This is a genomic window from Sphingobacterium sp. ML3W (assembly GCF_029542085.1).
Lineage (GTDB): Bacteria > Bacteroidota > Bacteroidia > Sphingobacteriales > Sphingobacteriaceae > Sphingobacterium.
Window position 1 is genome coordinate 1,591,656 of sequence record NZ_CP107036.1, and the last position, 24,480, is coordinate 1,616,135.

Sequence of the window (24,480 nt, forward strand, 5' to 3'; positions counted from 1 at the left end):
CTTATCCCTTTGAGATTTCCCTAAAATTGGGTTTCATATTGATAAACTTTAATTAAAAAACTAAAATCATGAATTTAAAAAAAATAGTGATATTATGGGTAACGGGTATAGTGACCATCTCTTGTGGTCAACAGATTAAACAGGAAAAGACTGAACAGGATAAAACAAACGACCCAATTTTTGCCAAAGGTGTAAAGATTACAAACGACAACTTTACGGGAACAGCATATTTAAATAATCTTGTAACAGCGGATAGCGTTAATCAGAACGCGGTCGGAAGTGTAACCTTTGAACCGGGTGCGAGGACCAAATGGCATTCCCATCCAGCGGGACAGATCATCCTGGCTTTGGATGGTGTGGGCTACTATCAGGAAGAAGGAAAAGCCAAGGTTGTCGTTCGCAAAGGTGAAGTTGTAAAATGCCCCGTAGACGTCCCGCATTGGCATGGCGCAAGTGCCGATTCAGTTTTTGTACAGATTGCAATTACAGGCAGGGAAAAAGGGGAAACAGTCTGGCTTAAACCGGTGACCGATGAAGAGTATAACCATGATCCTAAATAATGATTGTGCGAGCTGTTAAAAAATGTAGATGAGCTATCAATTGTGCACCCATAACGCCATAGATTTGCTTCCATTGGTAGAAAGTGATTGCTTGGCCACGGGATACGGTAATGATTTTTAAATTTAACAACGGGTAAATTCTAAATTGTTCACAAAAAAAGAAAAGGCCGCTTGGACAGTATCCTAGCGGCCATAAAATCCTATATTGTAATATGCTTTATTTTCCTTTAGTCTCCTTCTCCTCTACCTCGATCTGCTTTACAAACTCTTCAGTGACGTTCGCCAGTTCGGCAATATCCGAAATCGAAAACTTATTCAAAGACAACAGGTTTTTTATTACCTCTGCTTTTCCCTCTACTTTTCCTTCAGCCATTGCTTTTTCGCGCGCTCGTTTCAATAGCTCTTCCTGACTACTTCGGATACTCTCGGCATCCCATTTATTCCTTAAACTTGCGTTGTACATCTCTCGTTCCTCTGGTTTTAGTTTGCTATACTCTGCTAATTTAAATAACTTTTCAAATACCGGTTTCCGCAAATATTTTGAAAGTCCCTTCAGCGAGGACATATTTTTGAGTATATAAAGCCAACGATCTAAATCGTTATCTAACTCTGCCTCAGCTTTAACAAAGTTAACGAATTCAATATAATATAAAGCCCAGATCATCGTAAAATATTTTACCGTGATCCCGATAACATAGACAAATATCGTGCAAAAAATACTTCTCCTCACCCACATCAGGCATCCTAAATCCATCCATTAATACAATGATATAGACTTCACTAATTGCATAATTCCAAGCCCTTCGGTTTCCTTTAGGTGCCTGGTCCGCAATCAATTTACTACTGTAGTAAAGCATGCGCTTTTTCAAATTAACCTGTGCTGTGCGCTGCACTTCAATAATAAACCGTTCTCCATTGTCTGCGGTACAGGTCAGATCAAAAATAACGGAACCGATATCCTCCGTATCGCCAACATGCTCATTTTTGTTATAATATAAATCAGCAATAACCTTGCGACCTATAAAAAGTTCGTTTAAGAAAGCGATGAGAAGATCTTTATTGGTATCTGATCCGAAAACTTTTTTAAAGCCATAATCTGTCGTGATATCGATATATTTCGATTGTTTCAATTCACTCATAATATATTGTTTTTAAATTGGTTAACAATACAAATATAAGTAATTAAAATATAAAAACTAATATTTTTAGTAAACAAATATTATTAACACATATATTTATTTGAATAATATCACACATGATTAAGGCCCTAATCATCCTACTCACTTTCGGGATCGCCTGAAAAATTCGCAAGAAATTGTTTCCGTCTTAAATATCTGTTTGGTGAATTTAATAAAATTAAATACAGACAGTGCTTAAAGAGCTTAATGGTTTTTTTCATCAAATTCATAGAAAAGATCTTAGATTTCTTGTCAGCTACTTGTTGCCAGCATTTGACTGATCTTGAGAATGGCCAGTTCTTCATTTCGTTGTTTGATCTTTCTGATCTCCGGATTGCGGATGTGATCCAATACGGAGACGTCTCCCGCTTCTGCTTCAACAAGGTCATGGATAATGATCATTTTTAAAAGATAGGTTAAATCTACCTTCTCATCCAAAAGCGGCTCAATCAATATCGTCATCAGCGACATGCACCTTAATTTACCGGCCATTGGAATAACTCTTAAAAACCTTATCCCTAATAAACCAAAATAACCAAGGGGTCGAAATGCTCCGGAATATGCAGTAACCGGAAGTGTCTTTTCTATCGTAAATGTTTAGGTTTAAGCTTTTGATCTGCACATTGTACAATTTCGTCAATACTTTTTGTCGTGTTTCTTGCTTTTTGACGAGTACACCTCAGTTTAATATCATTTTTTTGGTCGATTTGCTCAAACTTAGAAAATAGTCCTTTGAACCTTGATATTTTTCAAATTCCATTTTTAAATCATTTGGAATTATCAGTTCTTCTATCTCGTCTAAAATTGCCCATGATCCATTTTGTTTTGCAATTTATACTTCCTGTAAACCCTGATGATTCGAAGGCAGAAATGAACATTGAAAGTTCGTTGTCGTCCATTAAGGTAAAGCCAAGTTTATTATTTTATTAACCCGTTCAGGATGCAATAATGCTAAACTCCAAACAATATTTGTATCCCAGTTGTGGCCGACAAAGGTGGCATCCTTGTAACCAAAATGATCAAGTAGTGCAATAAGGTCACCGGTCAAATGTTCAATGTCATAATCCATTATTTCGGTCGGACAGGATTACCATAACCGCGTTAATTTGGGGCAATGACATGTTAGCCGGTATCAACAAGAGCCTGTATCTTTTTGATATAGGAAGGCGTCTCGCTCAACATTTCAAGTGGATGACATACCTTACATGCCCAATATCCTCTGGTCGACCTAAAGAATTCGATATTGTCAGATTTCAGTTCGCTTACGTTACAAGATGTCCGACAAGTCTCTATTTTTAAAAGTCCTGCTTTTTGGAGGCAGGTCACAATTGTTTGTTTTCATTTCAATTTAAAGTATTTCTACTGTATCACTCCAAAAGCATTTATATTTCGCTAGGTTTGTTTTTCGATTCGCTAAATGTATAATTGAGGGATGGTTTTTCTGCAATCTGTAAAATTAAAAATTTCCCTGTATTCAGGGATGTTTTTGTAAACAGGATAAGCGTAGTTTTGGCAGACAACGTTCTTTATGGCATACAAAAAATTGCGTCGCTAATCTGAGTAAACGTGTACAATCAAGATTTTATACTTGGGACGTGAACGATGAGGTTACAGTTACTGTCGATCTTTATTTTTCATGATAAGAGTGAGCATAAAGATGTGGATGAATACTCCTACAGACCTTTCTTTCCGAACGGTTCATCTGCTGGAAAACATAAAATATCCGCTGTTTTTATGGACAGCGAATCTCATCTAAAACAATTGATATCGAACATACAGGAGCCGAAATTGCCTTTAAAAATAATTTAATAGACGAATAAAAACGATGATCAACAAACTTTTATTATTATTCCTCATACTTTTCACTGCCGGTTCAGCAAGAGCCCAGACCCCTGTTATCTTTGATGCTATCGGCTTTGGTGATTATCGTACTCCTTTTGTAAAAGTGGAAAAAGAAGGTAAAATTTACTTCTGTCATTCAGTTACTGGATTGTTGGTTGATGATGTCAAAGATCATTCAGGTGATTTGCTTTCTGTAGTGAAAGACAGTGCATACGCAGTGATCCACAAAAATGGAAAATTACTAAGCAACTTTGAGTACGATGAGGTGACTTTACACAGCCATTATGACGGGCAATGGTATCCGGGCATCCATTACAATTACCAGTTTGCACAAACAAAAAAAAAGGGAATGCATGGGCTTATCGATCTAGAGGGAAAAGTAATTTCCAAACCACGCTTCCAGGCGCTGGAGATCATCAATAAAGATATCATTGGTTTTAAAGAAAACAATAAATGGGGATGGCTGCGCGCAGCGGATGGTGAAATTATCCAGCCGCCTATCTATGATGAAGTGGACAAGAACTATCTGTTTGAGGATATGCTTCAAATTCATCTTAATGGAAAACAAGGAATAGCAAATATAAGCGGTAAAGTAGTTGTTCCTCCAACGTATGAAGACTTGAGCAACATCTTACTTAAAACCAAAAAGTATACAGCATTTTTTCAAAATAAGGCCTATGGTCTGATTGATTCGCAGGGGACTGTAGTGCTTCCTGCAGTTTACAAATCATTAATTCCGGTGAGAGGTAGTGACTTTCTTAAGATTGATGAACATGGGTTGCAAGGGCTGATTGATGCTGCCGGAAAAGAAGTCACCCCTCCATTGTATGATAGAATAAATGATTTTGTAAGGGGTCATGCTGTTGTAGAAAAGGCGGGAAGAATGGGGCTAATTGATGAAAGCGGCAAATTGCTATTGTATCCCCAGTATGACGAGATCCAGTTCAAAAACTCAGCGGGACAGACAGTTTTTTATGGTGACCGTGTATCACTCATCCCTGCTGTTGCAAATGCTTCAAAAGAATACCTTGAAAGGATAGCCGCCGAAGCCAAACTGGATGCGATGCCTTATTATCTGCGTGTAAAAGACAAGGGTAAAGTAGGAATTTTCGATTGGGAAAACGCAAAACCTATTTTTCCTACAAATTTTACGGAAATTACCATCGTAAATCAGCATGGCGAAACTTATTTTTATGCTGTAAATGGGAATCTCTATGGAATTTACGATAACCTGGGTAAAGAAATATTACCGCCAAAATATCGCCTACAGTCTGATATCTATATCAATCGAAGCTACACCTATGGCGATCTTAACGACAGTCCTTTTATCTTGCCTGTTTATGATGATAAACGACTGGGGATCTACAACAGTTTAAAGAAACAGTTTATTGTTCCAGTAGGCGATGTAGAAATCACGTGGTTAAATGCACGAATTTTTGAAATTAGGAGGAAAGTGGAGGGAAAGAGCTATACCAAAGAATCGGCAGTATACAATAGTGATGGACAAGTGCTGATACCCTATACTCAAGATATTTATCTCCTAAAGATGCTCAGCGATAAGCTCCTGCTGGCAGAACAAGGATCCCAATATGTCATTTTTAATATGAAAGGTGAAAAAGTGTTTGAACGTCCAGAATGGAACAGAAATGGCTACTACAGCAGTTTTAATGTACCGGAAAATAGAAAAGAGGATGCCAAACCTTTTCAAAGCGAACTTTTCAAGATCAATATTAAGGGAGAAAATCTATTTATTGATGAGAATGGAAAGCAGGTTCGCTTTAATGACTTTGCCTATGTTGGTGAATTTTATGACAACCTAGCGTGGGTAGTGAGTAATAAAGGAGATGAAATGCTTTATGGATTGATTGATACGAAAGGAAATGTGGTTGTTAATCCTCGATTTGACCGTCTGGAAGTGATTAATGACCATCCGGATCTCATGCTGATAAAAGAGAAAGGAAAATATGGTGTGCTGAATCGTCAAGGCAAAATTATACTTGAGCCTATGTATGATATGATCGATAACTTTTCACCTGAGCTAATGGAGATCACGTTAAAAGACAAATCTGGCCTTGCAGATAATGATGGAAAGATAATTTTAGAGCCTAGGTATGATAATTTAAGAAGAAATTATGAAGGTGAAAACCGTACATGGCCAATTCTGGCTAAAAAAGGCAATGTGTTTTCATTTATTAATAAAGGAACAGACAGACCGATGGTAGTGGGAAAATCGAAAATTGACTAAGAAAATCCAAAAGTTACAATAAAAATCAGGCTGTAAATGCCAGTAAAGACAAAGTGCAGTTCCTTTGTCGCATATTTTTTGTTTGATTAGCCATTCAAAAGGTTCATTCCCGCTATCATAATTGTAATTTTGAACAAATTGATGCCATTCTTCAGAAGTTAGTTTTTTGTATGATTTTTCACCCTCAATAGCATCATTTACATTGTTTTTATTTTTCTTCGTAAATAATATAATTTCCATTCGCTAGTGGATTTCCAAGTGTTTGTTGATAATCCTCAAATTTACGAATATTCCTAAAATTAGGATAGCAAGTGTCTAATATGGCCTAGGCTAAAATGCTCTTTAAATCTTCACCCGTGTTCAGAAATCTTACTCCCGTTAGGTATTCTCCAATAATATGATCGAGACTTTCGTCAATAAGCTCATGTACCTCATCTATTTTATCACCACGCAACAGAAAATCAAATAGTTTATGGGTAACAGCAAACTCAAACACACCTTCTTCATTGTCCTCAACAACCCATTCGTCAATGAAATCAAATAAATATAATACTTATCACATTGATACTGTAGTTATGTTTTCCAAAACAAATGAAGAATTTGTGTAAGTACACATTTTTCCGACAGTTACGATTGAACTTTTCTAATTTACTTTACTAATCGATTAACGGTTTACAGCTTGCCGAAGACGGAGCTTTCGGGCAAGATCTACCAAACGACGATAAATGTTTATTCAGGAAGGAGATTTCTTCTTGGCTTATTGGGATCAAATAACAGTTTGGCATAATAATAAGGAGCTATTCTCAAAAGATTTTGAGATCTCTCACTTTGCCTTTGATTTAGTTCCTGAGGAATTGCACTGGCATCTGAAAGAGGTCAGAAAACACTAAAGAAATGGAAAACTTAAACGAAAAAGTTTGGTATGCATGTTATGACTCCAACCTACTGCAAGATAGATTTCATTTATAGACATGCCGGCCCTGATGTACTAGAGCTTTTCGACCTCTTCGACAGAAAGTCCTGTGCCCCTAGCAATATCAGCTATAGGCAGCCCCATTTCCTTAAATGCTCTAGCAGTCTCAAGAGCTTTTTTACGCTCTCCTTCCGCTAGACCTTTAGCGTGACCTAAAGCTTCTCCGGATTTCTTGGCCGAATTGAATACGCTCTCAGCATCACGCTTATGTTTTAAACTTGCCTCGTATGACATTAGTTCCTCCTCCGTTAATTTACCTATCTCTCCTATCTCAAAGATAAGACCAAATATTCTTTTATCCAAAAATGTTGGCAATCTATCCATGGTACTCAAGTGTTTAAGTAAGTACAACCACTGATCCATAACTGTCTTTAGTTGCTCTGGCTGTTTATTGAACAATGGAAGCGAAATCATCTTGTACCCCAATTTATCATAAAATATTTCTTTGGTCAATTTGTCACAAAGCGCGACATCATAAAAATAAGGACGCTCTGTGACACGGGATACACCAGAACTTCCATTTCCATCCATGTTAAACTCCAGAATACCGATAAAGTAAACTTCCGGCAGGTAATAATCACTGCCCTTCTTTCCTCGCGCTAATTGCTTATTGATGAGACGCGAGGTATAATACACGGCGCGATCTTTAAAAAACTCCTGGAAGAGCTGCTGCATCTCGATGATGAAAACCTCGCCATCGCTGCTCATACAATGTAAATCAAATACAACGCGACGCATTTCTTCATAATCGCCATCATGCTCTACAGGCTTGTATCTCAGATCTGAAATTATCTTCTCTCCCTGAAACAAGCTATTGAGAAATTCAATTAGTAAGACTTTGTTCTCCTCTCTACCGAAGTAAAATTTCCAACCGAAATCGGTACGCGGATCTACATACTTACCAAGGTGTTTTTTTGATCTTGCCATAATTTTTATCAACTGGTTATCAGTCAAATATACAACAATAAATCAAAAAACTAAAATAATTAGCAGAATAAATATTAGGGGAAATCAATAATTGGGTTTCATGTGTCTAACTAATAACTAGAAAGATTACAATCAATTTCGGACATGCTTATTCATAATATTCGATTTTTCTTTTTATTAAAAGTCCACCTTCAAATTCGTCCTTAAGATTTCTTTTAATCATTTGTTTTTGTTCAATCCAATTTCCGTAATTATCGTATGAGCCTGTTTTATTTTTTTTGATTACATTATTCCGAATTACAGTTTTAAATCTACGTGGTCATGATAGCTCTTTAACACGAATAGATCAATACGTGATAGCTCCAAATGCACCTTTATAAATAAGGATAAGTGTAACAGTGTCAAATAACGCATGGGAAATTATAGGAATCCAAAGGTTGCCAAACTTCTTAGATAAAATAGCCCAATACATCCCTCCCATAAATGCCGCTATAACTGCGAAGATGTCTTGCTGCACATGGTAAATACCAAAAAGTAAACTTGTTAAAAGCATACTGATTAAAGGATTGAAACCTTTAAAAATCCTCTTCTCAAACACGCTTTGTATATAGCCACGAAATACGATCTCTTCATAAAATCCGCCAATAACGATAGCTGCGAATACCGTCATTATCAGCATAGTCATATTGCTTTTGATAAAATTATATTCCGTATAATCTGAAACTTCAAAAAAGTATTTAATACTTGGAATATATACGAATTGCATAAAAGCAACCCAGGTTAATCCTGTAAAAACTCCTAAGATAATTGCTCTTGAAGTAAATTTTCCCTTTATAAGCCCAATATCCCTAAAGGTCTTTCCTTCTTTTCTTAGCATCAGGAAAATTGCTCCAAAACAAACAAGAGCATAAGAATAAAAAGGTAATGGTACAAAGTGCGGAAATATAACAAGAAATACAACAAATCCTAGTTTTCCAATTGCTGAAACTATCTTTTTCTCCATAAGCTGGTAAAATGAAATGTTTTATTTAATGTGCAGATTTTTGAACAGTTACCAATTTTGATAAAATAAAGTTATACAATTTATGGGCTATTTGTATTTTTGCTGGCTTTTGAAATTGTCTTTTGCATGACTAAGTTCTTTATATTCACTTTTTCCAAAGAGATAATATGATTTCCTTATTGATTGAAATCATATTTTAACAAACTTGTTGGACAGAAATGAAGACCTATCAATTTCATTTTAATAACAGTAGCCCCTCCCCCTGCTTTTCTCTTTTGTTTTTTTCCCACATTGCTTTGTATTACATTAACGATCATCATTCTTCCTATGGTTACTGATCATCTCATTCCCGTTTATGTTAATATCGCTGAACAGTTTTTTAAGGTTATATGTTCCCGTCAGTATGTAATCTCACGGTAGCTAGGGTGAGATTACACAAATCAAATATTTTTTAACGAATTTTAAACCAAACCCAGCGAATTGTAAACTGCTTGTTTTGCAATGCCCAATATTTTTACATTTGAAAAATTGGAATAAAGTTCGCCAACACATCTTAAAATGGTATATATACGAAAGTTTATTTCGCATATAAATTAAGTTAGCAAGTAATGCTACAGAACTGAAATACAGACTACACGAATGGACGAAATAATTCAAAAATTAGACAACTATTTATCGACATTAAGACCTGAATTTTATCGACAGCTTAATGAGCCTTTGGACAATTCTCAATTAAACAAATTAGAAGAATATTATAAGATTAAAATACCAAAGGATTTACGAATACTATACAAATGGAAGAACGGACAACAACCGAACTGTTATGAACCTTTTGTAAACAATTCTTGTTTTATTCCTTTGCATCAAGCACTTTATGACGCTTCCGAACTTACACCAATGATTGGGTTTGATTTCGAAATCGAAAATTGGTGGAACGAAAACTGGATACCAATTTTTCAAAATGGAGGTGGCGACAGTATTTGCTTCGACTTGAAAGGAATTTTCACTGAACAAAAAGGACAATTAATAGAATTTTGGCACGCCGACAACGACCGAAATGTAATTGCACCGACACTTGAGATGTTTTTTGGAAAAATAATCGACTTTTATGAAACCAAACAAATGGAAGAATTTGACGAATATTTTAAAGTTGAAAAAATTGACAATTATCCCCAAAAATTTATATTGAAATAACCAGAAAAAGATCTCACCAATAATACAAAGCAATGTTACTTAAGATTTTATAAACTCTGTAATCAATTGTATTTCAATACCAAAATTTACATACTATATTAGTAAGCGTCCTATATTCAATAAATAAAAAAATGAAATTACTTTCCTTGCTCCTATCTTTACTCGTGTTTTCATCTGGTTGCAGTCAGACCAAACAGGAAATCACTATAGAAAAATATCTAAAGAACGGTGCTTACAGATATCATTATACCTTACAGGGATGGGAAGATAATATTAACAAAGGAATTCAAAAGGATTCGACAATTGCTATATTATGGCAAAGTAAGGCTCTTCCTTATTGGAAAATGAAGAAATATGATCTGGCATTACAATGCTATAATAAAGCCGTTATCTATGACCGTGAAAGCTATCTTGGAAGAAGAGGTTATTTAAAATGTATCTTTCAAAAAGACTATAAAAGCGCTATTGTGGATATGGAAACGGCCGAAAAAGAGTTTGGGTACGGTTATCAAAACGATCATTCTTATCAGTTTTACATTTCACTGTGTCGCTTGCAACAGAACGATTTTGCTAAAGCGGAGCAAATTTTGGAAAGAGACTTCGAAAAAACTATAAAAGAGCGCGGAGAGAATTGGATCCACTTTTTGGAATTATTTTATATGGGAATCATCCAATATGAATTAAGGGATTATGACAAGGCTATTTTATATTTTGACAAATCTATGGCTGACTATTCCAATTTTTCTGACGCCAAATATTACAAGGGACTATGTCTATTACAAAAAAAAGATATCGTCAATGCAGAAACGATAATGAGAGAAGCCAAAACAAATTTTGAACAGGGATTTACGATAACGGAAGATGATTCATTTTATGAACCATATCCATATCAGGTAAATTGGCATATGGCAAAATGGACCATACCAAATTACGTAGAGGATTAACTGTGTGACTTATAAAGATCCTTTCAATACATTGAAATAGATGAGTATTATATTCTGAAATTTCGTGGATATCTATAATCGTAATAATCATTTGTGACAATGCCAAGTGAACTCCTCTTATTTTTTACGATCTATATCCTATAAATTGACAACTGTATCCACACGACATCACTTCTCATCATTGAATTGTTCGTAATTCTTCTGCGCATATTTCGTTCGAAGTTGTGACGCCTATTTCCAATTTTCAGATCTCTCCGAAATTACATATATTGGATTTGAAATAAAGGCTATTCATATTTAATCAATATCTTATGGGAAACATATTTGACGATGAAAAGTTATACCCCTACCAAGGGGCAATAAAAGAGCATTTCAAAGACCATTATGACGCCGTTTTCATCGCATTGCTCCCCTTCTTTCAACTTGACAGAGAGGAAACTGATAAAACTAATCTAAAAAAGTCTAAGCTACTATCTCATGAAGAAGCGTTGAAGAAAATTGATTTTTTAAAAAACCTTCCCGAGGCGAATAGGGATATCTATAGTTACGACAATGAACGATATCCTGCCGATGAAGAAATTTTTAGGGGAGCTAAAGCAATACCTTGGAAAAATATCGTGAATGGCTCAACCCTGACGTGCTATGCGGAACTTAATACAGCTCTAAGGACTTCAATAGGTGCGCTAAACCGAAATTTTACTAGACCGGAGCTCATGGAGCAGCTTAACAATTATACAGACAGCGAAAGTATCTACCACCCGACTGAAGGGTCGTTTGGTATGCTTTCAAAGATAACTATCCATAAAGCTTTCAAACTCATGGGAAAGAATCAGATCATGATAACGGACGAGTTTTATGAAAATACCACAACTGTGGATCTTGATCAATTAACCGAATATGAATTCTGCGATGAGATTGGCGGTAAAGATTATTACCTATACTCGGCTGATAAAGAAGCTCTGTTTACCATTGAGTGGGATAGCTTCTTCTTTTTAATTGCAACTGATCAAAATAAAATAGACCAGCTTATCGCAAGCAATTTGTTTGAAGGTTTTCTCTGTAATGACGATACAGATCATTATTGGGAATACACCACTTAGATATAAAATAAAGTTATAATCCGAAAAAAGGTCTATGCCTGCCCTATCGTTTGATATTCATTCTTGAGTATATAGCTCAAAACCTTTACAATATCAACTAATGTCCTGAATTTGTTATCAGCCAGTTCAAGCTGTCGATCAGCAAACCTGATGCAAGATCTATTTCCATAATAATTATTCTTCTCGCCATTCAATCCCGGGATACATTCCTCCTGCTAATAAGTAAAATTGCAGTATTTCTAAACCATCTTTATTATCAACAAGCAATGCCGTAGGGTACTCATCCCTTTGTCCAGTTGTCAACATAAAGTCTTTCATTTCAATAGTTGTCCCTTTTGGATTATGCGTAGTGCAACCTGCATCGCCATTGAATCGGAGATATATTGCAAATGAATGAGTTGAATTTCTCAATAATATAATTGTAGTTTCATCATGTCCGCTAAGGGTATATTCAACAAATGTGGTTTCATTAAACTGTGCAACCACAGTTTTCAATTCTGCCAACTTAGTAACGATAAACTCCTTTCCATTGGCAACCAAGCTTAGCGCTGTAGGATTTGAGTGAACTTCAATTCCATTGAAGACACTTGAAACATTTTCCATTTGTAATACAAAATTTTGGACAGCAATTTTTTCGTCCTCATTGTCAGTGATGCCACTTATTGAAATCGCATGGTCTGCTGTAGCAGAAACACTCAGATTACAAATATGAAATGAGCCCGAAATCTTATCGCTGATTTCTCGTGCTTGAAGAAAAGCCTGTCTGGATTTTATAATTTTTTCCTTAAGTTCATCAGGTAAATGGTCGAATTCTGTTGTATCCATAGTGTCAATATTATTTTTCCGCAATTTCTTTTAAAAAGGTTAGGAAGTTGTCTGCATATAATTCAAATTCCCACTCACCACTCCCGTGTATACTTGTATAAATTGGTGCATCATTTTCTGTTATTTCATTAATGTCTATGCAATACGGGTCAGCTCCTGCATCTGCAATTACAACAAAATTATTTGGCCAATCCTCAATTGACTTGTTAGTTACCGAATTAAATGAATAGCCTTCCTGTCTATTTATCAGGTCAGAAGCTCCATACAAATGTAAACCTTGAAAGTATTTTTCGTTGTCAATAAATACGTTTAAAGGCGAGAAGTGTTTAAGGAACAACAAATAATTTTCCGGTAATTTCCATTTTTTCTCTATGTTTAAAATGTCGGTTTCGCCTGCAATAACGAGCCAGTTTGTCGGGTTTGATAAGTCTAGGTTTTTAGCTCTTTGTGCTTCGAGTTTTTTGTTAAGTTTTGAAGCAATTTTTTCAAGTTCTGTTTTTGTGTTTTCTAGCGAAATATGCGTTTTCGGTTTAGGATAGCCACCACCGTCTTGAAAGCCGTTTTTCTGCCAGATTTCTATTTCTTCTATTCTTAAATCTGCTACTTTCCAATGTCCTGGATCTTTAGGTAGTTCTCGGTCAAAAGGTTGTTTACTAAATAATGAGATACTTTTAATTGCTTTTGCACGGATTGAAGTATTAAAACTTTCGTTTTTTAGAATTTCGATTAGCGCCGGAAGTGATTTTTTGCCGCTGGTTTTTAATAGTCCGTCAATGCCCCAATACGTTAATTCAGACTGAGTGATGCACCATTCGAAAAAGTCAGCGTAGTTAGCTTCATCTTCGTTTACAAGTTCTATAATATCAGTCAGTAGAAAATTTCGCCAATGCAAAATTTGTCCATTCCTTGCGTAATCTGTTAAGATATTCAAAACATATTCTCTGTCAGTTGATGAATATTTTTTCAATAATTTTTCTGCCAGTTTGGAAAATTTACCCCCATCTGTTTCATCAACTATTTGTTGTCTTAATTTTTGTAAGTTTTTGTCTGTCATAAAATTACTATCAAACTTTGGGAGATTTTTTATAAGTTGTAAATTATATCTGTCTCGTCGTCTTTAAAGATAATTTGTATAGGATTTTTTGAATTTGATTTCTAGGCAGCTAATTCATTTGCTTTATCCAGAAATTCGCTCTCTATGAATATTATAAAGGTCAAATTTAGGATTTTTCCAAAATTTCTCTAATCCAAGTGTGGAGATAACATAATATTTATGCACGCTATTTAGTTTGGGAAAATTGGGGAGTGTATCCTCCCCGCTTCAATACGCACTTTATTTAACTTCTAAAGAGCCGCCACAATCACAAGGTGGACAGGTGTCGACTGGAATTAAACACCGGCATTTGCCCTACAGGCCCTGAAAAAATCTCCACAACTGCCATTTGTATAGGTCTCTGAAACAATTGTGCCTACCACACTAAGATCATCATAACTTAATAAGGTCAATACAAAGCGACAGCGTGTAAGTCCGTTCTTCATTTCAGTTGCCTCTTCGGTAACCTTCGCAATAGTGTTTGTTTTGGGAAGGCGATAAGTACTTGTTTTTACCGTAGCATTTTTGTGGGACGCATTTTCCGTTGTCTTAGCCGAGGCAGCGGATGATAGTATCACAAGGGCTACCAGACTCATCATTATTTTTTTCATTGTTTTGTTATTTATTTGTGTTAAACCATCGCATGATTTTGAAGCATGCCTTTATTCTACGACAGTAAAAGTAAAAACAACAATAATTAATCATATAATGATTAATTATCCGTGGTTGATCATTTGGTATTCGTAGCAGGTAGGTGATTATTCGTTATGTCAATGGCGATTACTAAACAACATTGCTGGGCATCTCCTTAAAAAAACGCCTTTGCGATCCAGGTATATCACTGGGTTTACTATGTAGATTAAAGGCTTTGTGTTATCAATTCTTATTTATTAAATTCGTGAATTATTTAATTTATAACACTAATTATGCGAAATTCTAATTTCACTAAAATTTTCACAATCATTTTCTTGGTCCTTTTTCAATTTTTTTCTGTCTCCGCTCAGCAGAAAATAAAAGTTATTTTATTGGGAACCTATCATTTCAATAATCCCGGAAACGATATCATTAAAACACAGGATAGAAATATATTATCTAAAGAAAATCAGCAGGATTTGGATAATATAGTGGAAAAAATTTATTCATCTGATTATAAACCTGACCAGATATTTGTTGAAAGCAATTTTAATGAAAAGAAACAATTGGATGCAAATTACCAGACATATTTAAAGAATCAATATCACGAGTTCACCGATACAATAAAAAACAAAAGGATGAAAAGATTTTTTAAGGAAGGTGAAACGGCCCAACTGGGATTTCGATTGGCAAAAAAATTGAAACATCAGGAATTATATCCCATTGATAGCCTGATAGAAATGAGATTCGATATTTTGATGAAAGAGATTAATTCCAATCCTACCCTAAAAAAAGAATTTGATGAACTAAAATTATCATTATCGGATAACTGTTTGGAAGGAAAGAATTTGACTCAAATTTTTTTATGCATGAATGAAAAATCGAAATTGGACAACAATATTGGCTTTTATTTTTCATTCGCAAACAAAATTATGATCGGGCAGGATTATTTTGGTGCTAGACTCGTTACCGACTGGTATAAAAGAAATTTAATCATGTACGCCAATATTCAAAATCAAATAAAACCTGGCACCAAAACCATCTTTATTTTGGTTGGGACCGGGCATGCTGCAATGTTTAGAACATTTTTTGAGGTTGATAAAAGCTTTGAATTGGTAGATCTAACAAAAGTCCTCAATTGAAATTAGGAAATCAGTGTTTACAATTTTAAACTTCTTCCATGGTGAAATCATCTATAGTTTTAACTTCACCATGGAGTTACGTGCCTTTCTACTCTTAAGATTGAGTAGTAACCCGGGAAATATTAAAGCTCTGTAATGCCTGGTAAAATAATATCACAGCCCAGTTTATTCAATTCCACACAAGCTTCATAGACGTATTCCAGCGCAAGTCCATCAAAATAGCCGTTTTTGATGCCTTGTTCTCCGTAAATAGTTTCCATCAGTTGTTCTTGCTGCATTGGAAATAATAGGTCGTAATCCTTAAAATAACTGTTCAACAGTTGATTAGCCTTAACATAGTCAGTCCGCCAGTCAAGATAAATAAACTTGCCTACTTTAGTCGATTTGCCTTACGTCGTTTTTTTCATTTTTAGAATAGGTTTTGTTGAGCATATAATCTTTCCCTACTTTCCTTTAAAAACTTTTACTTCGGCAGTCTTTGGCTGATACGCAAAATCACCTTGCCATTTCATAAAAAATAGATTCATCCACCGATTTCACCATTCTTTGTTCTCATATATGGCATAATTGTAATCCTCTCCAAAAGACATTATGAAGAAAGGCGCATCTACCTTAGCACGATCCCATGTAACGAATTGCCGCGCGTTAAAAATGTTTGTAAGGGCCGTCCATGGTAAAAAGTCCCAAACATCTTTGAGATGGACTTGATCATATCCATAAATGCAAGTTCTAGTACTACCGCAAATGATAAAAATCCTATTATCCATTTGTTCGTGAGATATTCAGTCCGCCAATTTTTCAATTAAAGGATTTACGAAATTCCATAGGGGAAATATTGGTTTTGGCCTTAAATAGTTTGTTGAATGATTGAGAGTGTTCAAAGCCTAGCTCGTAAGCGATCACACTTATGGTAAGTTCCGTTGTAGAAAGCCTCTCTTTGGCTTTTTCGATTACCTTCTCGTGGATGATCTGTTGCGTGGTTTGCCCTGTCAGCGATTTGAGCAAACCCCGCATATATTGGGTTGACATATTTAGCTTTTCTGACAGCAGCTGTACCGTCGGCAACCCATTCCGTAGGATATATTCTCCTTCAAAATATTCATTAAGAAAGATCTCCAGCGTTTCCAAAAACTGATGACTAGCTTTCTTGCGTGTTATAAACTGGCGTTGATAAAATCGTTGCGAATAATTTAGCAGTGTCTCCAATTGCGAGACAATAATGTCCTGGCTGAACTGATCTATATTGTTCTGATATTCCTGCTTGATGTTTTCGATAATCTGCTGCATTTTCAGTTCCTCGTCCTCAGATAGAAACAGGGCTTCATTCACCGAATAATCAAAGAACTCATATTTTTTAATCGATTTGGACAGCGGGGTATTCCAGAGAAAATCCGGATGGATCATCAGCATCCATCCGGAGGGATTTTTGCCCTGTTCTTCACGTATTACACTTAAAACCTGGTGCGGTGCCATACAAAACATCACACCTTCATCAAAATCATAATCCTTCTGCCCGTACCCGTACTTGTGGTCCATATCACGTTTTACCGAAATCATATAAAAATCGAACAGCAGGCTCTGTTTTCCGACCTTGGTATGCTCGGTCATATCTTCAAAATTGATCACGCTGATCAGCGGATGCTTTGGCGTCGGCAATCCTCGTAGCTTATGGAACTCGGAAATAGTCTTTAATCTTAACGGTTTGCTATAGGACATGATGTTACGGATTAAACGTATAAATACAAAAATACAAATTATTGATGCTCAGAAAAATAATACGGACCTTTTAAATCTTCCAGTAAAGTTGGATGAATCGGGTTCCAGTCCAAAGCTTTCTTTGTCTGCGCACCAGAGCTTTGATTATCCAGCTTTGCAAAATGTGTAAACCAGGAAAAGTGCTGTTCGGCGTCCTGAGAGGTTAAGGAAGCTAAAGGTATATTGAGACGTTCGGCAATCTCAGCAGCCACCTTTTTGAGCTGAATCCCCTCTTCGGCTACAGCATGATATCTGGTTCCTTTTTCAAATGGTTTTTCCAAAGCCAAACGGTAAAGCCTTGCAGCATCCAAACGGTGAACAGCTGGCCAGTGGTTATTTCCATCATTGATGATGGCTGAAATACCTTTTTCCCTTGCTATTTTTATGAACAATGGAACAAAACCTATTTTATCGCCATCACCGTGCACGGAAGGTGATAATCTGATAACGGCAACATTGATGCCTCTGGCAACCTGTTCGTCTGCTGCATTTTCGGTAGCAATCCTTGGATGCGGGTGATTAACACGGCAATCTTTCTCGGTAGTAATTCCATCTTTTGAAAACAGCGCAGTGCCAGAAGTGATCAGAAAGGGTTTTTCAGTTCCGCTCAGCGCATCACCGATAACTCCGATCACCTCACCATCTAAAATGCACATTTCCTGAAAACGCCCAAAATCGTGTACAAATCCCAGATGGATAACAGCGTCAGAAAGTCTGGCTCCTGACTTTAAGCTTTCAAAATCTGTCAGATCGCCGCGGTGGGCCTCTGCTCCTGCCTCAATTAATTTCTTTACTGATTCTTCCGATCTTGCCAGTCCCAAAACCTGATAACCGGCACTCAATAATTCCTGTACTACAGCTGTTCCGACGAAACCTGTAGCGCCTGTAACAAATACTTTCATGTTGAATTTTATTTATAAAGCAAAGTTCAGGCTTGAGGGTCTAAAAAATGTAGCCAAAAGTGACTTTATTGTAGCCAGATCTATCATAACACATAAGACTGGCAGTTCATCAACAAAACTACCAGGTAGTTCATCAATCTCTGTGTCGGCATCAGCGGTATGCGGCGGAAATCAAACTCAGAATAGCGATATGCATCAATTAATGAAGACGGCTAGAGGTAATATTTTCAGGTCTTTATAAAATTATATATATTAGGCTTGAAATAGAGACTATCCATACTTAAATACCATTCCTTGAATTTTTTTGGAAAAACAATAATTTAGTTAATTACTTTTACTATGCTACATTTAATTAATTCCAGTAAGTACTATCCGGCATTCTTGCTAATATTACTCTTCTCATTAAGGGGCTTAGATGTAAGGGCGCAATTGTTTAATCAGGACAGCCTGAAATTGATATCTCGGCAGTTTGCCTTTACAGAAGGACCGGCAGTGGACAAGGATGGGAATATCTATTTTACTGACCAGCCCAATAACAAAATCTGGAAATACAACACGGAAGGTCATCTTTCTCTTTTTAAAGATTCAGCCGGCCGTGCAAATGGACTGTACTTTAACAATCGCGGTCAGCTACTTGCCTGCGCAGACGAAAAAAACGAAATTTGGTCGATAAGCAATGATGGCAAAGTTACGGTCCTGCTGTCAGATGTAGATGGCAGGAAACTGAATGGTCCAAATGATCTTTGGGCAGATAAGAAAGGAGGTATCTATTTTACAGATCCCTATTATCAGCGTGACTACTGGACTAGAAAAAAACCAGAGATAGAAGGGCAGAAAGTTTATTACCTCCCTCCGGGAAAAGGTAAAAAGCCAATTGTAGTGGCTGATGATGTAGCTAAGCCTAATGGCATTGTAGGATCGCCTGATGGAAAATACCTATATATAGCGGATAGGGTGCGAAATAAAACTTACAGTTATACCATTGAATCTAGCGGTAAGCTTAGCGGGCAGAAGGCGGTCATCGACCAAGGTTCAGATGGGATGACATTAGACAATCAGGGAAATATTTACCTTACGGGGAAAGGTGTTTCTATCTATAGTCCGATAGGCGTACTGATAGGACATATTGAGGTAAAAGAACCATGGACATCGAATGTTTGTTTTGGTGGCAAAGATCGAACTGATCTATTTATCACAGCTTCAACAGCGATTTATTGCCTCCCCATGCGTACAAAAGGAGTTGATTAAATTGTCTGTCTTCAGCAGTTGGCGTAAACGGCAATTTAGTAAGCTCTTCTGACTATATGAACAGTTTCGCATTTGACTACATCAAAAGAGAGACGATTTTAACATAGTTCTACCCCTTGCAGAAAAATAAATAATCGTAGGATGAGTAAGCTGTGTATTATCATGATATTCCATTAGAACATCATCATTTGCTAGGACTTTCTCCAAGGGAGGCAAGATCTAGCTCTTCTCCAATTTTCAGATCTCTATAAAATTACATATATGAGATTTGAAACAAAGGCTATTCATACTTAACCGATATCTTATGGACAACATATTTGACGATGAAAAGTTATACACTTACCAAGATGCTGGAAGTTTTTCAGGCTTCCAGCATTCATATTCCAAAAAATAAAGCCCGAATTATAAAACCATGCCGCCGTCGATAAGGATTTCCGTTCCGGTCATGAAGCTTGCCACATTGTTATCTGACAGGTAAATAACAGCTTTGGCAACATCTTCCGCAGTTCCCATTTTTTGTAAAGGGATTTCGCTGATTAACCATTCATCAAGACCTTCTAATGTTTTTTCATCCAATCCCGCTTTGGTCATAATTTCCGTTTTTGTAGGCCCCGGACTTACTAAATTTACTCTGATTTTCCTTGGTGCCAATTCTGCAGCAGCGGTTTTTGCAATGGAATTCAACGCTGCTTTGCTTGCCTGGTAAATCGAACTATTTGGTTTAGAAGTCGTCGCGACGTTGGAGGAAAGAAACACTACTGAAGCACCATCGTTCAACAGGGGGATAAATTTGCTTAAGGTAAAATAAGCTCCTCTGAAATTAATACCCATGACCTTGTCAAAATTTTCGTTACTCATAGTCTCAATCGAACCTAAGGTTCCGGTGATTCCTGCATTAATAAACAGGATGTCAACTTTTCCGAATTGCTTTTCAACTTCGGTTTTGAAATTATCAATGTCATCCAATTTTCCCTGATCCGCCACAAAAGAAATAGCTCCTAACTCTTCAGCAGCCTTTTCAATGGCTTCTTTTCGCCTGCCGGTGATAATTACTCTTGCTCCTTCGGCGATTAACTCTTTTGCGGTGGCATACCCTATTCCGCTGTTTCCACCTGTTACGATGGCTAATTTGTTATTCAACTTTTTCATTTCTTTAATTTTTTTACAAAGTTATAAGGGAATGATATACTTTTGTTACCAGTATCACAGCGTATATCAGTATCATCAATTATATCATTTAACTTTGCAATATGGAAAGAGATCAGACAGAAGAACTTAGAGCTTTGCAGGATACCCTTTATTTCATCGGAGGAAAATGGAGAATTCCTGTCATTAATTCGCTTTGCAATGGCAACCGACGTTTTCGCGAAATTGAAAGAAGTATCCCTGGCATTACCACTAGAATGCTTTCAAAAGAACTGAAAGACATGGAGTTAAACAAGTTGGTTAAACGTACTGTTTATCCCGAAATTCCTGTTTTAATTGAATATGAACCCACTGAATATTGCAGGACTTTCGGGAATATTATTTCGGAAATGATAAACTGGGGTAGAGAACATCGAAGAATAATTGTGGAGGATAAGATTTAGTACGCAGACCATTAAAATTCGTCTATATCTAAACGGGAAGCCGTAAGTAATGTGATAAAATGAGAATTTTCCATATTTTACTTTTGGGATGCGTAGTTTTGTTATCCTATGTTTTATCCATCAGTAGAATAACTGAAATTAAATAATAACAAAAATGAATATATATCCTTTAAAAGACGGTGATTTCAGTGTTGATAAGAACAAAAATTTCACTTATCTGGAGGATACAGATAACGGTAAAAACTTAAAAATGGCGGTGCAGCCTTTCCTTATTGAAACATCTGGTAATCTAGTATTGTTAGATGCAGGATTAGGCTGGATGGAAAACGGAATTCCAAAAATTCATAATAACATAATAAAAGCAGGTTTTCAACCAGAAGATGTAAAGCTAGTCATGCTTTCTCATTTGCACAAAGACCACATTAGCGGACTGGTGAATAGCGCAGAAAATGATTGGTCGCTTAATTTCCCAAATGCTGAGGTTTATATACAAAAGCGTGAATATGATTTTGCGCTTTCAAAAGATGGGAGTCCTTCCTTTGATCTGGATGTTTTGAAGTTCATGGTTGAGCATGCCAATATTGTCTGGATGGATTCTGATAAAGGAAGTATTACTTCAGAATGTGATTTCGAAGTTACCGGCGGACATACTCCTTATCATCAGGTTTTCTGGATTAAGGAAAACGGAGAGACAGCTTTTTATGGTGCAGACAATCTTCCTCAAATGGGATATTTGAACTATCAAATAGCATTTAAAACTGATTATGATGGCAAAAAAGCGATGGAAGAACGAATCATTTGGAAGAAAAGAGCAAAAGAAGAACAATGGAAAATCCTTCTTTATCATGATATGAAAAATGAAATAATTACGCTCTAGTAATTAATACCTATTTTTTGCACAAAGATTTATGGGATTTCAGATACTCATAAAATCCTTCCGCCAATTCTGGGCCGTTGTTAACCGCAGTGGATTGAAAAATAGATAAAGCACAGTCATACACCCTCCCTCAAACTGTTATTCTGGTAAAACTCCTGATAACAGCCATTGTTAAAGCTTGAAATCTCTTTATGAATTGGCGGTGTGATCATTTGGCCCTTGGTATTCATTAGTCCAAGGAGCAACTCTCCTTCTGGCAGCCAAAAGCTGAACAAGCCATTCGAAAAAGTATCATCTATATCATATTTGGCATCTGTAACTATTTCTCCTTTCAGATTGATGATCCTGCCAATGTTATTTTTAGTATACTTTTTGAAAGTATATTTCTCCCACACCTGCGCAAACCCATTTTTAAAGGCTTTTGCATTTACGTATTGAAGCTTAATCACTTCTTCGACTTTTAAATTGATATAGCCATAAAGGTCATTTTAAGCCACTACCGCCAGTCCCTGTAAAAAATGTCCTATCTTATCGTACACTGGCTGTACCACTATTTTCCTGCTGGTATTGATAAAGCCCCATTTATCATTTATTTCAACGCCCGCAATGCCTTCACTAAAAAAAGTGGTATTCGAAAATTGAACAGGAATAACCAATGCATGGCTTATATTAATTATCAGAACAGCTCCCGATGTCGCTATTTATAAAAAGGTTATTTTTTTTACGCTAATGTTATCCCCCATTTGCTTTGCATCTGGGGGATGAACAAAAGCTCCCTACAGAATTAGTTTATTGCCAACCGGGATTATTGGGCAGCAGATTTGCATTTTTACTGGTTTCAGAAAAAGGAATCGGAATGAAATACATTTTCTCCGTAAATACGATCGGATTGGGATCGATAGCTAAATATTGGAAGGTAAAGGTACCGTCCGCGTTCTTAGTAATAAAAACACCTGTACCTTTCTTTCCATGTAATACTGAAGTAGCAACTTTCCAACGTCTCAGGTCAAAGTATCGCTTTTCCTCAAAACAAAGCTCTACATAACGCTCATTGCGAATCAGTTCGCGCATTTGCTCTTTCGTCAGGCTACCCTGCGGAATATTGGAGCTGATGCCTGCACGATTGCGTATCGTATTGATTGCTATATATACGGAGGCATCGGGATTTGAAAGCGCCTCATTCTGCGCCTCGGCATAGTTTAATAGGACCTCTGCGTATCGAAGCTCTATCCAGGGCTGCGTGCTTCCATAACCATAGGAATAGAGGGTGTTTTCCTGATTAACTGATTTAATCCTATAGTATCCCGTGATGGTATTATAAATTTTTGTTGCTGGATTTGCATCGAAATCTTGTCCTCCTTTAAACGTTTCTAAGGTAATTTCCTTTAGTGGCGGACCTGAAGTTGTCCCTTTCATTTTACTACCATTGTATGCGATAGCTGCATAAAACCGTTGATCTCTTCCAACATAGGGATTTTGGGCGTTATAGCCGGAACCAGCTTCAGTGATTCGCTTTCCATTTGCCATTGGGAATGCGTCGACAAGTTCCTGTGTTGGTGAACATTGGCCTGCATCATTATTTGCAAGTCGCAGTGGTTTGACCAAAGCATCCAAACCATGATATTTTTCCGGCATCTTGTACTGAACCTCAAACAGGGACTCCTTATTGACGACCTGCCAAAGTGTCTTTAAATTTTGATGTAATGTAAACTTCCCACTTTCGATAATAAGTTTGCTTGCCGCTGCTGACTTTGACCATAAGGTAGGATCGTTGGTTGTATTGAACAACGGACTAGCCGCAAATAATAAGGCGCGCGCTTGTAACCCTTTTGCAGCCCATTTTGAAGCTTTGCTTGGTGAGACATCTGTAGGCAACATGGCATAGGCGTTTTCAAGATCGTCAACAATAAAATCAAATGTTTCTTTAATGGAATTTCTTTTTACCAGCAAATCCTCGGATAACGTCTGCGCTTGGCTAATAATCGGAACTCCACCATAACGCTTGGCTAGTCCAAAATAATGCAACGCTCGCAAAAAATAGGCTTCACCCTTGATGCTACTTTTGCGATCTGCGGGTACTGGACTTCCATCGATACGTGCTAATAATTCATTGATTCGACGGATGCGTTGATAACTACCCGCCCAATTATCCATAGGACAATTTGTTTCATCCCACTCGCCTACCAAAACGTTGTTTGGAGCTTGCCCAGGATAATTACTGCGCGCTTCATCCGTAATGTTATTATAGAGATTATAATCCCAGCCAGGGACATCTTGGTACATTCCAGCCACATAAGCTTCGATTAACTTGGTATCTTTCCAAACATCGTCTGAAGTGATAGCACCTGGATTGGCGGGGTCTAACATACCGCTCTTGCAGGAATGGAACAAAAATATCGTCCATACCACAAAAATAAACTTGAATATTTTAGATTGAAATAGTCCCATTT

25 protein-coding genes are annotated in these 24,480 nt (G+C 36.7%); 10 read left to right on the top strand and 15 right to left on the bottom strand.

All coding sequences use genetic code 11. The annotated features are described in order from the left end of the window. Positions 1-68: 68 nt before the first annotated feature. Positions 69-560: a cupin domain-containing protein gene (locus OGI71_RS06785; protein WP_282254633.1), complete on the top strand. Its 492-nt coding sequence runs from the start codon at positions 69-71 to the stop codon at positions 558-560. A 217-nt stretch (positions 561-777) separates the two neighbouring features. On the opposite strand, the gene OGI71_RS06790 is transcribed toward OGI71_RS06785, so the two are convergent. The 3 genes from OGI71_RS06790 to OGI71_RS06800 form a co-directional block, all read right to left on the bottom strand. Continuing rightward, complete coding sequence (locus tag OGI71_RS06790) at positions 778-1,224, bottom strand: PD-(D/E)XK nuclease family transposase (protein ID WP_282254634.1); 447 nt, start codon at positions 1,222-1,224, stop codon at positions 778-780. Then, positions 1,199-1,699, bottom strand: coding sequence for an Rpn family recombination-promoting nuclease/putative transposase (locus tag OGI71_RS06795; RefSeq protein WP_282254635.1), 501 nt, complete (start codon positions 1,697-1,699; stop codon positions 1,199-1,201). Before OGI71_RS06795 ends, OGI71_RS06790 begins: the two co-directional genes overlap by 26 nt. Positions 1,700-1,990: 291 nt before the next feature. Next, positions 1,991-2,230, bottom strand: coding sequence for an HD domain-containing protein (locus tag OGI71_RS06800; RefSeq protein ID WP_282254636.1), 240 nt, complete (start codon positions 2,228-2,230; stop codon positions 1,991-1,993). A 1,333-nt stretch (positions 2,231-3,563) separates the two neighbouring features. Between OGI71_RS06800 and OGI71_RS06805 the strand changes: the two genes are divergently transcribed. Next, positions 3,564-5,825: a WG repeat-containing protein gene (locus OGI71_RS06805; RefSeq protein ID WP_282254637.1), complete on the top strand. Its 2,262-nt coding sequence runs from the start codon at positions 3,564-3,566 to the stop codon at positions 5,823-5,825. Between the two features lie 325 nt (positions 5,826-6,150). Here OGI71_RS06805 and OGI71_RS06810 read toward each other — a convergent pair whose 3' ends face one another. Continuing rightward, a complete protein-coding gene (locus tag OGI71_RS06810; RefSeq protein WP_282254638.1) occupies positions 6,151-6,321 on the bottom strand; it encodes a hypothetical protein in 171 nt (56 codons plus the stop codon). A gap of 229 nt (positions 6,322-6,550) precedes the next feature. Between OGI71_RS06810 and OGI71_RS06815 the strand changes: the two genes are divergently transcribed. Continuing rightward, positions 6,551-6,715, top strand: coding sequence for a hypothetical protein (locus OGI71_RS06815; RefSeq protein ID WP_282254639.1), 165 nt, complete (start codon positions 6,551-6,553; stop codon positions 6,713-6,715). A gap of 98 nt (positions 6,716-6,813) precedes the next feature. Here the strand turns inward: OGI71_RS06815 and OGI71_RS06820 are convergent, their stop codons facing one another. Both OGI71_RS06820 and OGI71_RS06825 read right to left on the bottom strand, forming a co-directional pair. Further along, positions 6,814-7,725, bottom strand: coding sequence for an Rpn family recombination-promoting nuclease/putative transposase (locus OGI71_RS06820; protein WP_282254640.1), 912 nt, complete (start codon positions 7,723-7,725; stop codon positions 6,814-6,816). Positions 7,726-8,071: 346 nt separating this feature from the next. Further along, positions 8,072-8,728, bottom strand: coding sequence for a CPBP family intramembrane glutamic endopeptidase (locus OGI71_RS06825; RefSeq protein WP_282254641.1), 657 nt, complete (start codon positions 8,726-8,728; stop codon positions 8,072-8,074). Positions 8,729-9,367: 639 nt separating this feature from the next. On the opposite strand from OGI71_RS06825, the gene OGI71_RS06830 reads away from it, so the two are divergent. The 3 genes from OGI71_RS06830 to OGI71_RS06840 all read left to right on the top strand — a co-directional run bounded on the left by OGI71_RS06830 (position 9,368) and on the right by OGI71_RS06840 (position 11,966). After that, entirely contained in the window at positions 9,368-9,922 is a 555-nt protein-coding gene (locus OGI71_RS06830) for an SMI1/KNR4 family protein (protein ID WP_282254642.1), read from the top strand. A gap of 131 nt (positions 9,923-10,053) precedes the next feature. Then, the gene (locus tag OGI71_RS06835) at positions 10,054-10,866 is read left to right on the top strand and encodes a tetratricopeptide repeat protein (protein WP_282254643.1); all 813 of its coding nucleotides are present in this window, start codon (positions 10,054-10,056) and stop codon (positions 10,864-10,866) included. A 311-nt stretch (positions 10,867-11,177) separates the two neighbouring features. Further along, positions 11,178-11,966 carry a DUF2711 family protein gene (locus tag OGI71_RS06840; protein ID WP_282254644.1) on the top strand — a complete coding sequence of 263 codons (789 nt, stop codon included), beginning with the start codon at positions 11,178-11,180 and terminating at the stop codon, positions 11,964-11,966. A gap of 174 nt (positions 11,967-12,140) precedes the next feature. On the opposite strand, the gene OGI71_RS06845 is transcribed toward OGI71_RS06840, so the two are convergent. The 3 genes from OGI71_RS06845 to OGI71_RS06855 all read right to left on the bottom strand — a co-directional run bounded on the left by OGI71_RS06845 (position 12,141) and on the right by OGI71_RS06855 (position 14,495). Continuing rightward, a complete protein-coding gene (locus OGI71_RS06845) occupies positions 12,141-12,791 on the bottom strand; it encodes a hypothetical protein (protein WP_282254645.1) in 651 nt (216 codons plus the stop codon). A gap of 10 nt (positions 12,792-12,801) precedes the next feature. Next, positions 12,802-13,845 (bottom strand): SMI1/KNR4 family protein, encoded by a 1,044-nt coding sequence (locus tag OGI71_RS06850; protein ID WP_282254646.1) that lies wholly within the window; start codon positions 13,843-13,845, stop codon positions 12,802-12,804. A 335-nt stretch (positions 13,846-14,180) separates the two neighbouring features. After that, positions 14,181-14,495, bottom strand: coding sequence for a hypothetical protein (locus OGI71_RS06855; RefSeq protein WP_282254647.1), 315 nt, complete (start codon positions 14,493-14,495; stop codon positions 14,181-14,183). Positions 14,496-14,810: 315 nt separating this feature from the next. On the opposite strand from OGI71_RS06855, the gene OGI71_RS06860 reads away from it, so the two are divergent. Continuing rightward, positions 14,811-15,659: a DUF5694 domain-containing protein gene (locus OGI71_RS06860; protein ID WP_282254648.1), complete on the top strand. Its 849-nt coding sequence runs from the start codon at positions 14,811-14,813 to the stop codon at positions 15,657-15,659. Between the two features lie 122 nt (positions 15,660-15,781). On the opposite strand, the gene OGI71_RS06865 is transcribed toward OGI71_RS06860, so the two are convergent. The 3 genes from OGI71_RS06865 to OGI71_RS06875 form a co-directional block, all read right to left on the bottom strand. Continuing rightward, complete coding sequence (locus OGI71_RS06865) at positions 15,782-15,937, bottom strand: hypothetical protein (protein WP_282254649.1); 156 nt, start codon at positions 15,935-15,937, stop codon at positions 15,782-15,784. A 520-nt stretch (positions 15,938-16,457) separates the two neighbouring features. Beyond that, complete coding sequence (locus tag OGI71_RS06870) at positions 16,458-17,375, bottom strand: AraC family transcriptional regulator (protein WP_282254650.1); 918 nt, start codon at positions 17,373-17,375, stop codon at positions 16,458-16,460. Between the two features lie 38 nt (positions 17,376-17,413). After that, on the bottom strand, positions 17,414-18,316 hold the full coding sequence (locus OGI71_RS06875; protein WP_282254651.1) for an SDR family oxidoreductase: 903 nt from the start codon (positions 18,314-18,316) through the stop codon (positions 17,414-17,416). A gap of 339 nt (positions 18,317-18,655) precedes the next feature. Here OGI71_RS06875 and OGI71_RS06880 point away from each other — a divergent pair, with 339 nt between their 5' ends. Next, a complete protein-coding gene (locus OGI71_RS06880) occupies positions 18,656-19,564 on the top strand; it encodes an SMP-30/gluconolactonase/LRE family protein (RefSeq protein WP_282254652.1) in 909 nt (302 codons plus the stop codon). A 402-nt stretch (positions 19,565-19,966) separates the two neighbouring features. Here the strand turns inward: OGI71_RS06880 and OGI71_RS06885 are convergent, their stop codons facing one another. After that, the gene (locus OGI71_RS06885) at positions 19,967-20,713 is read right to left on the bottom strand and encodes an SDR family oxidoreductase (RefSeq protein ID WP_282254653.1); all 747 of its coding nucleotides are present in this window, start codon (positions 20,711-20,713) and stop codon (positions 19,967-19,969) included. Positions 20,714-20,814: 101 nt separating this feature from the next. On the opposite strand from OGI71_RS06885, the gene OGI71_RS06890 reads away from it, so the two are divergent. Together OGI71_RS06890 and OGI71_RS06895 are read left to right on the top strand one after the other, a co-directional pair. Further along, entirely contained in the window at positions 20,815-21,153 is a 339-nt protein-coding gene (locus OGI71_RS06890; protein ID WP_282254654.1) for a helix-turn-helix domain-containing protein, read from the top strand. 154 nt (positions 21,154-21,307) lie between these two features. Continuing rightward, positions 21,308-22,030: an MBL fold metallo-hydrolase gene (locus OGI71_RS06895; protein WP_282254655.1), complete on the top strand. Its 723-nt coding sequence runs from the start codon at positions 21,308-21,310 to the stop codon at positions 22,028-22,030. Positions 22,031-22,146: 116 nt separating this feature from the next. Here the strand turns inward: OGI71_RS06895 and OGI71_RS06900 are convergent, their stop codons facing one another. Both OGI71_RS06900 and OGI71_RS06905 read right to left on the bottom strand, forming a co-directional pair. After that, positions 22,147-22,500 (bottom strand): WG repeat-containing protein, encoded by a 354-nt coding sequence (locus OGI71_RS06900; RefSeq protein WP_282256135.1) that lies wholly within the window; start codon positions 22,498-22,500, stop codon positions 22,147-22,149. A gap of 319 nt (positions 22,501-22,819) precedes the next feature. Beyond that, a complete protein-coding gene (locus OGI71_RS06905) occupies positions 22,820-24,478 on the bottom strand; it encodes a RagB/SusD family nutrient uptake outer membrane protein (protein ID WP_282254656.1) in 1,659 nt (552 codons plus the stop codon). Positions 24,479-24,480 lie beyond the last annotated feature (2 nt).